General features: G+C 70.5%; 10 protein-coding genes and 2 pseudogenes. 10 read left to right on the top strand and 2 right to left on the bottom strand.

Going from position 1 to position 12,316, the window contains the following annotated elements; translation table 11 throughout:
* Window positions 1-10 precede the first annotated feature (10 nt).
* Window positions 11-736 carry a 4'-phosphopantetheinyl transferase family protein gene (locus tag ACZ4S3_RS20475; protein ID WP_467936097.1) on the top strand — a complete coding sequence of 242 codons (726 nt, stop codon included), beginning with the start codon at window positions 11-13 and terminating at the stop codon, window positions 734-736.
* Here the strand turns inward: ACZ4S3_RS20475 and ACZ4S3_RS20470 are convergent.
* Complete coding sequence (locus tag ACZ4S3_RS20470; RefSeq protein ID WP_467936095.1) at window positions 636-2,054, bottom strand: class I adenylate-forming enzyme family protein; 1,419 nt, start codon at window positions 2,052-2,054, stop codon at window positions 636-638. The genes ACZ4S3_RS20475 and ACZ4S3_RS20470 overlap by 101 nt on opposite strands.
* A gap of 309 nt (window positions 2,055-2,363) precedes the next feature.
* Here ACZ4S3_RS20470 and pabB point away from each other — a divergent pair, with 309 nt between their 5' ends.
* The 8 genes and pseudogenes from pabB to ACZ4S3_RS20430 form a co-directional block, all read left to right on the top strand.
* Entirely contained in the window at window positions 2,364-4,472 is a 2,109-nt protein-coding gene (pabB, locus tag ACZ4S3_RS20465) for an aminodeoxychorismate synthase component I (RefSeq protein WP_467936093.1), read from the top strand.
* Window positions 4,469-5,248 carry an aminotransferase class IV gene (locus ACZ4S3_RS20460; RefSeq protein ID WP_467936092.1) on the top strand — a complete coding sequence of 260 codons (780 nt, stop codon included), beginning with the start codon at window positions 4,469-4,471 and terminating at the stop codon, window positions 5,246-5,248. The genes pabB and ACZ4S3_RS20460 overlap by 4 nt, the downstream gene beginning before the upstream one ends.
* Window positions 5,248-5,709, top strand: coding sequence for an FAS1-like dehydratase domain-containing protein (locus ACZ4S3_RS20455; RefSeq protein WP_467936090.1), 462 nt, complete (start codon window positions 5,248-5,250; stop codon window positions 5,707-5,709). Before ACZ4S3_RS20460 ends, ACZ4S3_RS20455 begins: the two co-directional genes overlap by 1 nt.
* Entirely contained in the window at window positions 5,709-6,137 is a 429-nt protein-coding gene (locus ACZ4S3_RS20450) for a MaoC family dehydratase (RefSeq protein ID WP_467936088.1), read from the top strand. The genes ACZ4S3_RS20455 and ACZ4S3_RS20450 overlap by 1 nt, the downstream gene beginning before the upstream one ends.
* 246 nt (window positions 6,138-6,383) lie before the next feature.
* Complete coding sequence (locus tag ACZ4S3_RS20445) at window positions 6,384-7,553, top strand: 3-deoxy-7-phosphoheptulonate synthase (RefSeq protein WP_467936086.1); 1,170 nt, start codon at window positions 6,384-6,386, stop codon at window positions 7,551-7,553.
* Between the two features lie 394 nt (window positions 7,554-7,947).
* A complete protein-coding gene (locus ACZ4S3_RS20440; RefSeq protein ID WP_467936084.1) occupies window positions 7,948-9,033 on the top strand; it encodes a pentapeptide repeat-containing protein in 1,086 nt (361 codons plus the stop codon).
* 54 nt (window positions 9,034-9,087) lie between these two features.
* Window positions 9,088-9,522, top strand: a pseudogene (locus ACZ4S3_RS20435) (amino acid permease); the annotation flags it as partial.
* A 707-nt stretch (window positions 9,523-10,229) separates the two neighbouring features.
* Window positions 10,230-10,456: pseudogene (locus ACZ4S3_RS20430) on the top strand (thioredoxin domain-containing protein); the annotation flags it as partial.
* 89 nt (window positions 10,457-10,545) lie between these two features.
* Here ACZ4S3_RS20430 and ACZ4S3_RS20425 read toward each other — a convergent pair.
* The gene (locus ACZ4S3_RS20425) at window positions 10,546-11,379 is read right to left on the bottom strand and encodes a ZIP family metal transporter (RefSeq protein WP_467936082.1); all 834 of its coding nucleotides are present in this window, start codon (window positions 11,377-11,379) and stop codon (window positions 10,546-10,548) included.
* 218 nt (window positions 11,380-11,597) lie between these two features.
* Here ACZ4S3_RS20425 and ACZ4S3_RS20420 point away from each other — a divergent pair, with 218 nt between their 5' ends.
* The gene (locus tag ACZ4S3_RS20420) at window positions 11,598-12,170 is read left to right on the top strand and encodes a hypothetical protein (RefSeq protein WP_467936080.1); all 573 of its coding nucleotides are present in this window, start codon (window positions 11,598-11,600) and stop codon (window positions 12,168-12,170) included.
* Window positions 12,171-12,316 lie beyond the last annotated feature (146 nt).

Genomic DNA, 12,316 nt, shown 5'->3' with positions numbered 1-12,316 from the left:
ATGATTCGGAATGTCTGCTGCTGTGTCAGATGTCTGTGCGCGCACCCTGCCCTCGGCTCACCCCGGCACCGTCCGGGTCCTGCTGACCCGCACCGCCGAACGGCATCCGGCCGGCGCCGCGCTGCTGCGCGCCGCGGCCGGCGCCGTCCTCGGTGTGCCCGCGGAACACGTCCTGGTGGGCCGGGAGCCCTCGGGCCGTCCGGTGCTTGGCGGTGCCGCCCGTGGGCTGCACGCGAGTGTCAGTCATGTCCCGGGGCTGTCCGCCGTGGCGCTCGGCTCGCAGGGGCCGGTGGGGGTGGATGTGGAACGCCTCCGGGCCCTCCCGGCCGCGGCCCTGGCGCGGCGCTGGTTCGGCGCCCGGGAGGCCGACTGGCTGGCGGGCCGGCCCGAGGCCGAACAGCCGCTCCAGTTCCTGCGGTTGTGGACGCAGAAGGAGGCGATCGGCAAGGTGCTGGGCACCGGACTCGCGGACGGCGGCCTGCTCCGGCCGGTGCGGCTCGGCGCCCCGGCCGGGACCGCCCTGTGCCCGGGGCCAGGAACCCCACGGCTCTCCACCGCGCTGCCCCCCGCTCCCGAAGGATTCGTGCTGGCCGTCGCGAGCGGGCCCGAGGCTGCCGGGGTCCGTCCGGAGGTGCTCATGCTGCCGCCGCCCGCAGAACGGCCAGATCACGGCGCGGCTTGCCCGTCGCCGTACGGGGAAACTGAGGCAGGACGTACCAGCGGCTCGGAAGCTTGAAGGAGGCGAGCCTGGCCGCCAGCTCCTGCTGGATCCGGGGCAGCGCGGCCCCGGGTGCCAGCGTCACATAGGCGTCGATCGCGTCCTGGTGGAGCACGACCGCCTCCGCGACGCCGTCGAGCCCGGTGAGCGTCTCCTCGACCTCGGTCAGATCCACCTTCAGCCCGCGGATCGACACCTGGGAGTCGAGCCGACCGAGGACCGTCACACACCCCGTCCCCGGGTCGATCTCACCGGCGTCGCGGGTGCGCAGCCAGCCGTCCGACCACCGGTCCTGCGGGGCATCGCCGAGGTAGGGGGACCGGGGGAGGGCGACGAGCAGTTCGCCGTTGTCCACCCGGACCCGGACACCGGGCACGGCGGGGCCGACCGACGGGTAGTGCGTCCCGGAGAGGTCCATGGTGATCATGCCGGTCTCGGTCATGCCGTAGCACTGGCTGAGCGGTACGGCGTAGCGCTCGGTGAACGCCTGCGCGACCTTCGCCGGAGTACGCCCGCCCGCCGTCATCATCCTTGTCAGATACGGAAGTTGGGGTGGATTGGCGATCGAGGCGAGGAGTGCCACCTGGGCAGGCACGCCGAGCAGTGTGGTCGGCACCGGGGCGGCGGCGACGGTGTTGAGGATGCCGCGTACCGAGGTCCGGGCCGGCAGGACGATCCGGGTCCCGGCATGCAGGCCGTGGAGCAGACCGCCGATCAGGCCCCAGGTGTGCGACAGCGAACCGAGAATCAGCAATTGTTCGCCGGCTTGCGGCATTCCGTCGAGACCGGAATACCGCTCCAATTCCGTGACGAGGTCCTCGGCCGTTCTGCCGATCACCTTTGACGGGCCGGTAGAGCCGGAACTCAACTGGACCAGAATATGGTCGGAACGGGCCGGTTCACCCTCGGGACGCAGTGTTAATTCCGGGTTCACCTGGTGGAAACCGCGCATCGCGCTCGCGGCTTCCCGCGTCGAGACGAGCAATTGCGGATTCGTATGGGCGACCGCCTTCTCCGTCTCCGCCTCGGTCAGCCGGTGGTCCAGCAGGACGACCTGCGCGCCGAGCCGCCAGCCGGCGAGCAGCAGCGCCACGTAGTCCAGTGAGGGCGGGAGCTGCAGCGCGAGGGTGCCCCTGGGGCGCAGGCCTGCGCGCTCCAGCACTTCCTGACGTTCTGTCACGGCAGCGCGGAGCGTCTGCCGGTCGGTGTGCTCGTCGAGCACAAGACAGACGTCGTGCGGGGGGCCGTGCAACAGCGTGTCCTCGACCCAGTCGGCGTGCGATGTCCGGGAACCTGCGGTCGCACCGGATCGTCCGGCCGCCTGCCCAGTGATCATTGATGCTCCACAATTCTGAAAAAGCTGAGAACGACTCCCGGTCCCCCCGGCTCAGCCTCGGTACTGCATCAAACTAGCCTTCGGGACAGGGACATTCAACGGTGATCGGATGTCACCAAAGAGGTATGCCGGTAACGAGGTCCGCCGGGTTAGCGTGAACACAACCCGAGGTTGCCAGCGCCGCAGGGCCCGGACGTCATAGGGGCCGGTGCTCCCTCGATTTCTTTCCTGATTTCCTGCACCTCGACGCCTGTATGCAATGCCTGCATGCAAATCGGCGCGGATCCAACGGCCTGGGGGAGACACCAGATGCGCACGCTGATCGTGGACAACTACGACTCGTTCACCTACAACCTGGTGCACTACGTCGCCGAAGTGACGGGAGACGAACCGACCGTCGTGCAGAACGACGACCCCGCCTGGCGACTGAAACACGTGGCGGAGTTCGACAACGTCATCATCTCGCCGGGGCCCGGCAGCCCCGAGGTCGAGACCGACCTGGGGATCTGCGCGGACATCATCCGGCACGGTGAGGTCCCCCTGCTTGGTGTCTGCCTCGGTCACGAGGCCCTGGCGCACCTCCACGGCGGCCGTGTGGGCCTGGCTCCCGAGGAGCGCCACGGCCGGCTCTCCCCCGTCCACCACATGGGTCAGGGTCTGTTCGCCGGCCTGCCCTCGCCGTTCGAGGTGGTGCGCTACCACTCCCTCGCCGTATCGGCCCTGAGCGAGGACCTGGAGGCCACCGCCTGGGCCTCCGACGGCGTCCTGATGGGGCTGCGCCACCGGCACCGGCCGCAGTGGGGAGTGCAGTTCCACCCGGAGTCGATATGCACCGAGCACGGGCACGAGCTGCTGGCGAACTTCTTCCGGATGGCCGAGAAGCACACCGGCGGACCGGGCCGCGCCGCCCTGCCCGTGGTCGCCGACAAGCCCGCCGTGCCCGGACACACCGAGGCGGCGCAGCCACGCCGGCGGCTGCGGGTGCACGCCGAGCAGCTGCCCACCCGCTGGGACCCGGAGATCGTGTTCGACGCCCTGTTCCGCGGCACCGAGCACGCCTTCTGGCTGGACAGCAGCCGGTCCGACGAGGAGCTCGGCCGATTCTCCGTACTCGGTGACGCGAGCGGTCCGCTCGCCCGGGTCGCGTTGGCCGATGTCCAGCAGTGCACCGTCACGGAGCGGGCGTCCGACGGCACCAGCGTCGTGCACCACACCCCGTTCCTGGACTGGCTCGACCAGGACCTGCGCGGCACCGAGACCCAACTGCCGGAGCTGCCCTTCGAGTTCGCGCTCGGCTGGGTCGGCTATCTCGGCTACGAGCTGAAGGCGGAGTGCGGCGCGGACGTCGCACACACCTCCTCCGACCCCGACGCCGCCCTGATCTTCGCCGACCGCGCGGTGGTCTTCGACCACGCCACCGCCACCACCTATCTGCTGGCACTGGCCCCGGCCGACGACGCGGAGCAGGCCCGCGACTGGCTGACGGCGACCGCCGGGCGGCTGGAGTCGCTGGCCGGCGAGGTGGCGGACCAGGAGCAACTGCCCGTCGGCGTCAGCATTCCCGTCGAGCTGCGGCACGACCCCGACCACTACCGTGCGCTCATCGGCGCCTGCCACGAGGCCATCCACGTGGGCGAGTCGTACGAGGTGTGCCTCACCAACATGATCGAGGCCGAGGGCGCGGTGGACCCCTGGGCCGGCTACCGCTTCCTGCGCCGTACGAGCCCGACCCCGTTCTCCGCACTGCTGCGCTTCGACCGGCTCTCGGTCCTGAGCACCTCGCCCGAACGCTTCCTGCGCGTCGGCCGGGACGGCCTGGCCGAGTCCAAGCCGATCAAGGGCACCCGGCCCCGCGGCGCCACCCCGGACGAGGACCAGCTGCTCGTCGCCGATCTCCTCGGCAGTGAGAAGGACCGCGCGGAGAACCTGATGATCGTCGACCTGGTCCGCAACGACCTGGCGCGCTGCGCCCAGGCCGGCTCGGTCGAGGTGTCCAAGATCTTCGACGTGGAGAGCTACGCCTCCGTGCACCAGCTCGTGAGCACCATCCGGGCCCGGCTCCGCCCGGACCGGACCGCCGTCGACTGCGTCCGTGCCGCCTTCCCCGGTGGGTCCATGACCGGCGCCCCCAAGATCCGCACCATGCAGATCATCGACCAGCTCGAGGAAGGACCACGCGGCGTCTACTCCGGAGCCATCGGCTACTTCTCGCTCTCCGGGGCCGCGGATCTGAGCATCGCGATCCGTACCACCGTGATCACCCCTGACCGGGTGCGGTACGGCGTCGGCGGCGCGATCACCGCCCTCTCCGACCCGGCGGAGGAGTTCGAGGAGACCGCGGTGAAGGCGACCCCGCTCCTCGGGCTGCTCGGTACGACGTTCCCGGGCCGGCTGACCGAGGACCGGGCCGCCCAGTGAACACCCTCACACAGGCGCCGCGTCCGGCGCCCACGCTCCTGGCCGCCGACTCATGGCTGGTGCAGGACGGCCGCGCCCGGGAACTGGCCCGGCACCGGGACCGCTTCACCGCGGCCGTGGCCGCGGCAGGAGGCCCCGAGCCGTCCGCCGTCCACGCCTTCTGGGACAACGAGCTGCGGCAAGTGCCCGCCACCGGCGACTGGTTCCCCCGGGCGGAACTGACACAGGAGGGCTCCCGAGCCCCCCGACTGGGGTTCCGGCTGCGCCCCGCGCCCTCCCGCACCGACGAGGTGCGGGTCTGGGTCCCCGGACGCCCGGACCCCCGCAGCATGCCCCACCGCAAGGGACCCGATCTGGACGTCCTGGTCGCCCTGCGCGAGGAGGCCGTCGGGGCGGGAGCGACGGAGGCCCTGCTGACCACCCGGGACGGGCTGCTGCTCGAAGGAGCGACCACCAGCCTCCTGTGGTGGGACAACGACACCCTGTGCGCGGTCGATCCGTCGCTGCCCACCCTGCCCGGGGTGACCCGGGACTGGGCGCTGCACCGGGCCGAGACCCTCGGTATCCCGGTCAGCCGGCGGCGTTGCCGGCCGGCGGACCTCGCAGGACTCGAGGTGTGGTGCGTCAATGCGCTGCACGGCATCCGGCCGGTGACCGCCTGGATGGGCGCCGGCCCCGGGATCGCCCCCGGGCCGGCCCCCCGGTCCGGTCCGTGGCGGGCCGCCTGTGCCGCGGCCGCGGAGCCTCTCCCGCACACCCGTGACGGGGGCAACTGATGGCAGCGGACCGTCCGTCGACGGGGCATGTCTACCCGCCCACGGAGATCTACGAGGTCAGTCGCGCGAAGATCCGCGAATTCGCCGAGGCCGTCGGCGCGGGCAGCCCCGCGCACTTCGACCCGGCCGCCGCGGCGGAGCTGGGCCACGCCGATGTGATCGCTCCCGCCACCTTCCCCTTCCTGGTCGTACACCGGGTGAGCAGTCAGGTTCTGAGCGGCCCCGAGTGGGGTCTGGCGGACGCCTCCCCGGTCCACACCGCTCAGCGGATCCTGTCGAGCCGGCCGGTGCGCGCCGGTGACCGGCTCGCGGTGACCCTGCACGTCGAGTCCGTCCGCCGCCTGGCGGGCCGGGACGTGGTGCAGATGCGGGGTGAGGTGCGCACGGACGGCGGGGAACACGTCGTGGACACCTTCATGACGTTCACGGCCGGCGCCCCGGACGAGAGGAAGACCGGCTGATGACCGCGCGAGTCGACTACGACACCGTCCTGGTGGGCACCGAACTCCCGCCCCTGATCGTCCCCGTCACCAGAAGCGGCCTCGTCCGGTATGCGGGCGCCTCCGGCGACTTCAACCCCCTGCACTTCAGCGACCGCTCGGCACAGCAGGCGGGATTCCCCACGGCCATCGCGCACGGCATGCTGACCATGGCCCTCGCCGGGCAGCTGGTCACCGGCTGGAGCGGCGACCCGGCGTCGCTGTGCGACTTCAGCGTGCGCTTCACCAAGCCGGTGCCGGTCCCCGACGACGGCGTCGGCGCCCACCTCCGCCTACGGGGCACGGTGACGGCGAAACTGGAGGGACGCCGGGTCCGGGTCGCCCTCGACGTCCTCTGCGACGGAGTGAAGGTGCTGGGTTCGGCCCAGGCGGTCGTTCAGCTCAACTGACCTTGTTTCAGGTGCTGTTAGCCCAACGGCACCTCGGACGGACGGGGCTGCGGCACGTCCCCGCCGGCGAAGCACACGCCGGCGCCAACCGCATCGGCATCCGGCGACACCGCACACCGTCCCGCGCCGGGACCCACCTCACCACGTCCGCCGTCCCGGAGCGGCGAGGAGGTCCCGGTGCCGGCGGCCCTGCCCCGGAACCCGCCGGTGCCGCTTCCCCTCACCCACGACTCACGGGAGACACCGATGGAAGACACCCTGCTCGGAATTCGCCGCAAGACCGCTCTGCAGCAGCCGCATTGGGAGAACCAGGAACAGGTGGAGCAGGTACGGCGGGAGCTCGCCACGCGGCCCGCGCTGGTGCGCACCCAGGATGTGCGCGCACTGCGTGCCGCCCTGGCTGAAGTGGCCCTCGGCCGGGCACAGATCGTCCAGGCCGGTGACTGCGCCGAGGACCCGGAGGAGAGCACCGCCCGGGACGTGCACCGCAAGGCCGCTCTGCTGGATCTGCTCGCCGGCACGATGAAGATGACCGCACACCGGCCCGTCGTCCGGATCGGCCGGCTCGCCGGGCAGTTCGCCAAGCCGCGGTCGCGGCCCACGGAGACCGTGGACGGCGTGGAACTTCCCGTCTACCGCGGCCACATGGTCAACGGCCCGGAGGCCGATCCCCTTTCCCGCCGGCCGGATCCGCTGCGGATGCTGACCGGCTATATGGCCGCCAACGAAATCATGGGACATCTGGGATGGCAGCATCCCGCGGCGGCGGTCCCGGAAGCCCCCGTATGGACCAGCCACGAGGCGCTGCTCCTGGACTACGAGCTTCCGCAGATCCGCAGGTGCGACGACGGGAACCTGCTCCTGACCTCCACCCATTTCCCCTGGATCGGCGAGCGCACGCGCCAGGTGGACGGCGCCCATGTCGCCCTGCTGTCCGAGGTCGCCAACCCCATTGCCTGCAAGGTGGGTCCCGGGATGGACGCGGAAGAACTGCTGGCGCTGTGCGAGGTCCTCGACCCCGACCGGGAACCGGGACGGCTGACCCTGATCGCCCGGATGGGCGCCGACACCGTCGCGGACCGGCTGCCGCAGCTGGTGAAGGCCGTCCAGCACGCCGGCCACCCCGTCATCTGGATCAGCGACCCGATGCACGGCAACACCGTGTCCGCGCCCTCCGGCCTCAAGACGCGTTTCGTCGCTACCGTCGCCCAGGAGGTGCGGGCCTTTCGGTTCGCGGTGGAGTCCGCGGGCGGTGTCGCGGGTGGCCTCCACCTGGAGACCACCCCTGACGACGTCACGGAATGCGTGACGGACCGGACCGAGGCGGGCCGGGTCGGCGATGCGTACACCAGCCTCTGCGATCCGCGGCTGAACCCCGCGCAGGCCGTCTCCGTCGTCGCGGCCTGGCAGAGCTGACCGGCAACGGCGCCGCACACGACGAGATCGTGGAGTGCACTGCGCGAGGGGCCTGAGTGTGGAGTGTCCCGGGGGCCTACCTGCGCAGATAGACCCCGCCCCACCGACGCTGATCCGCCCGCGCGAACGGCTCGAACACATCCTCCGCGAAGTCCTCCAGACGGCAACGGACTTCGTCCAATTCCTCGGGTTTCACACCCGGTCAACAGCACAGTCGCTCAACAGGACACGCCACCGGCGAGTACACCTGACCAAGCCCTACTAGTGCTCTGACCGGATAGGTGCTTCCGTGCCGCCCTGCGATCATGTGTGCATGGATACGGGGGGATCTACTCATGGCCGCCGCATGCCGATGGCCTCTCGGCGGCGTCGGGTCAGTTCCACTCTTCTCACGGTGGCGGCGGTGTTGGCCGTGCTCGCCGCGTTGGCCGTAGTGGTCGTGGTGCTCCCGGGACTGGTGGTCGAGCGCGATCTCGGCGGGGCCAGGATCTCGGCTGCTGAACGGCTCGGAGCTGTGAACAACGTACGCACGACGCTCGTGCAGGCGGTCGGTGGCACTGTCGTCCTCTTCGGTGCGTACGCCACCTGGCGGCAGTTGAGGGTCAACCAGGAGGGTCTGAACGCCACCCGAGAGGGACACATCACCGACCGCTTCAGCCGGGCGGTCGACCAGCTCGGCAGCGAGAACACGGACGTCCGGATCGGCGGCCTCTACGCACTGTGGCGGATCGCGGACCATTCGGCTCACGACCGGGAGGCGGTCATCTCGATCAAGGCCGCGTTTCTTCGGACTCACCTGCCATGGCCTCCGCAAGGGCAGGACTCCCCGGCGGCGGAAGCCTCCATCAACTCCGTGCCTCCGCTGGAGACCCGTGCCCCGGATGCCCAGGTGGCGCTCACCGGCCTCGGGGTCCTGTGCCAGGAACACCACCCCGACTGGCTCAACGTCAGTTACACCGACCTGCGTCGGGCCGACTGCGACGGACTGTGGCTGCACCACATCAACTTCGACGGCGCCTGCCTGGAAGCGGCGAGTATTTACCAGGTCAACCTGACCAAGGCATCGCTGATCGCGGCCAACATGCGGCACGTGGAGCTCGGGACGTCGATTCTCCACCAGAGCCGCTGCATCGAAGCCGACCTGCGCGGCGCTCGCATGGTCAGGGCCGACCTCAGCGACGCTGACTTCTCCGACGCCGACCTGCGTGAGGCAAATCTGCGCAAGGCGCGGGGCCATGGCACCAAGTTCACCGGCGCGGATCTGAGATTGGCTGATCTCCGAGGAACAGACCTCACTGGTGCCGACCTGACACGGGCGAAGCTGGAAGGCGCACTGGCGAGCGAAGTCACCGTCTGGCCGACGGACTTCGACATTCAGGCGGCTGGCGTCGTCATACTCGAGGATCCCGGTGCCGAGCCGAGCATTCTGCTGCCAGCCGCCGCGATCGCGAGGAACGTCCCACCCCTGCGTTCGGCTTAATGCTCCAATCGAGGGGGTCCGTCAGGCGGCTGCACTGAGGGGTCGTCCGCCCCAGCGAATGCCGCGCTCGGCACGCTGCTCGCGCTGATCCTCGGGGTCTCCCGCACCACTCTTGCCATGGCCCGGGACCGGCACCTGCCGCACACGCTGGCCGCCGTCCACCCCCGCTTCGGTGTCCCGCACCGCGCCGAACTGCTCGTCGGCGCGGTGGTCGCCGTGCTCGCCGCGACCACCGATGTCCGCGGCGCGATCGGTTTCTCCTCCTTCGGAGTCCTGGCCTACTACGCCGTCGCCAACGCCTCCGCCTGGACCCTCACCTCGGCAGAGGGCCGGCCGAACCGGCTCGTCCCCGTCCTCGGTACGGCCGGCTGCGCGGCCCTCGCCTTCGCCCTACCCTTGACCACCGTCATCTCCGGCACCGCCGTCCTCACCCTCGGGGCCGCCATCTACGGCCTGCGAAAAGGCGCGACCAGCCGCCCCAGCCGCTGACACCTCATGTCCCTCCGACTGACCCCGCGCTGACATGCCGGCAGTATGGCCGGGTCGTGGATGAGCTGGCAGGCAAGGGTCGCGTACTTCACTGCGGTTGCCTCGGAGAGGTCGAAGATAGCGGTCAGGTGCAGTGGGTCGGCTCCGGTGGCCACGGCTGCGCCGAGGACGCGGTCGGCGCGGACTCTGTCGAGGCTGGCGCCGTGCAGGGTGAGCTGCCGTCTGAGGAAGTACGTGCTGACGGGGCCGGTGCCGTTCGCGGTCTGCCGGGAGATCAGGACGTGCGGGCTGAAGGTGTGGGGCCAGCGCGTTTGGCGCTCGGCGAGCTATGCTCCGGCCGGCCACCGCGGCAGCGGTGGCCGACTGCTCGGACACGTCCAGCATTGCCTTCGGGTGGTTCAGCTGCGGCGGTCGCGGCGGCTGGCGAGGTCTGTCGCGCCCGCTTTCCGCTGGGCCTGTCTGCGCACTCTTCCTAGTCGACCCATCGAGCTCTCCTCGGACCGTCAGCAGTACCGTCGGCTCAACCGGGGGGCGACCGGCAAGCCAATGCCGCGCTCTACCGGACTGTGCAGACCCGCCTGCGCTTACGACCCGCGCACCCAGGACTACTACGCGCGCCGCCTTAAGGAGGGCAAGACCCGACGCGCGATCATCCGATGCCTAGGTGGCGCCATGGCCAGCAGCATCCCTGTGGTTCGGTGTGCGCTGTGCTGAGGCGCCTTTCCCTGGAGCCGTGGGACATCACCCGCCTGGCGACCCGGCCGCGGCTGAGCTGAGCCTTGCGGCGTGGTCGCGCGAGGCGGCGGACCGTGACCGGTGGATCGAGGCGCCGGCAGGCAACCCCATGTTGATTCAGTGGCCGATCATCACCGCCGACGACGGGACGATGGTGGTGGGACGCTCACCGGAGGCGGTGCGGTCCGTCCTGCCGTAGTTCCGGAGGTGTCGTTGTCGCCCGCTGCGGGTGGGACGCCGCGAGGCGGCTGTCCCACCCGCAGCGAGGGGGTGTTCGCTTCCGGTGCGTCAGACGCCGGCGGCGGTGACGACGGCGTCGGTCGCGAAGCCGAGCAGCAGGCCGACGAGGATCATCCAGGTGGTGAGTTCCTTCAGGGCCGCGCGGCGGGCGACGGCGAGGAGTTCGATGACGACGTAGAGGATCGAGCCGGCCGCCAGTCCCAGGAAGGCGATGGAGAGGGTGTCGTTGACCAGGTGCTGGCCCAGCAGCGTTCCGGCGAAGGTGGGGCCGCCGCCGATCAGGCCGAGGAGCGCGAGGCTGGTCCAGGAGGGGCGGGTGCCTTCGGCGGCCAGAGGGGCGACGATGCCGAAGCCTTCGGTGGCGTTGTGCAGACCGAAGCCGATGATGAGCAGCACGGCCAGCGAGATCTCGCCCTTGGCGGCGGAGTTGCCGATGGCCAGGCCCTCGGCGAAGTTGTGCAGCCCGATGCCGATGGCGATCATCATCGCCAGGCTGGCGGCGTGGGTTTGGGGCTTGGGGGCCAGTTCGGTCTCGGCGGCCGCCCCTGGTCCCTCTGAGGAGGGGGCGCTGGCGGGGGCCTGGCGGCGTGCGGTCCAGCGGTCGTAGTAGACAAGTCCGGCCAAACCGGCGGCGAGACCGGCGGTGAGGACCAGCCCGCCGGTGGCGGCGGTGCCCCAGTGCTTGTCGCTCAGCGCGGCGTCGGTGGGCTCCCAGGCTGCGCTCAGGACGTCCCAGAACAGGAAGAGCAGGATGCCGATGGCGACCGCATTGAGTCCGGCCCTCAGTCGGGGCGCGGGGTTGCGCAGACGGCCGATGGGCAGCCCGAGATAGATGGTGAAGCCGGCGATGGCGCCGAGCAGGGCGATTTGCGAACTGGACACGATGCTCCAGGTGACTGCGGAACCGAGGGGGAGCGGCGCGCAGAACATAGAGCAGGCAAGGCTTACCTAACAACCTTTGGAACGTCAGATCTCGGCAACATCTCGGCGAGGCCACACTTTGATCGGCGCATCGCCCGATCCGCCCCCGGGCGTTGACCGGCGCGGAGGAATTTAGGTAAGGCTTGCCTTCTTTGTTCGTGACCTGCCTGGAGCCTGACGTGCCATCGCTGTCCGCAACCACCACCTCCGCATGCCAGACCCCATCGCTGCGGTTGCACGACTCCTGGTGGGCCGTCGGCGCCGCCGCCCTGCTGGCCGGCCTCGCTCTCGCCTCCTGCCTGTGGGCTTCCGCCCACCTGAACCCCGACCCGGCCCTGCACATCGTGGCGCTCTTCATCCACCTGGCCTCCCTGATGCTGGGCTTCGGCGCGGTCCTGGTGATCGACTACTACGGCCTGCTGTGGCTGACGGGCAGATGCGCCCTGTCCGAAGCGCTCACTACCGCAGGCCGGCTCCACACCCCGGTCTGGGCGGGCCTCGCCGGCCTGGTTGCCAGCGGCGCCCTGCTCCACCCGGACCTCGGCTCCGCCCTTACCCGCGCCAAGTTGGCCCTCGTACTGGTCCTCACCCTCAATGGCCTGCAGGCCAAGGTGCTCGCCCACCGCCTGTCCCGCCATGCGGTGCCCGCTCCGGCACCCCGGGTCCTGATGTGGGGCGCGGCCACCGCTGCGGTGTCTCAGCTCTGCTGGTGGGGAGCGGTGATCATCGGGTTCTTCAACAGCAGGCACTGACCCCGGATGCCCTGCTGTTGGTGCAGCCGCCTGATGCACCGCCCGATGCCGGGCTGCGCGGCGTTCCTGACGTTGGACCAACGGTGAGCGTTACCGCCCCGGTCGGGTTGTCCATCACAGGCCCTCCAATATGAGGCGGGTCGGTC

Source organism: Streptomyces sp. NPDC028368, assembly GCF_055565615.1.
This window is presented reverse-complemented; position numbering and strand designations above follow the sequence as displayed.

Coding starts and splice junctions, on each gene's coding strand:
- ACZ4S3_RS20475 (WP_467936097.1), top strand. CDS start 11: ATGTCTGCTGCTGTGTCAGATGTCTGTGCGCGCACCCTGCCCTCGGCT.
- ACZ4S3_RS20470 (WP_467936095.1), bottom strand. CDS start 2,054: ATGATCACTGGGCAGGCGGCCGGACGATCCGGTGCGACCGCAGGTTCC.
- pabB (WP_467936093.1), top strand. CDS start 2,364: ATGCGCACGCTGATCGTGGACAACTACGACTCGTTCACCTACAACCTG.
- ACZ4S3_RS20455 (WP_467936090.1), top strand. CDS start 5,248: ATGGCAGCGGACCGTCCGTCGACGGGGCATGTCTACCCGCCCACGGAG.
- ACZ4S3_RS20450 (WP_467936088.1), top strand. CDS start 5,709: ATGACCGCGCGAGTCGACTACGACACCGTCCTGGTGGGCACCGAACTC.
- ACZ4S3_RS20445 (WP_467936086.1), top strand. CDS start 6,384: ATGGAAGACACCCTGCTCGGAATTCGCCGCAAGACCGCTCTGCAGCAG.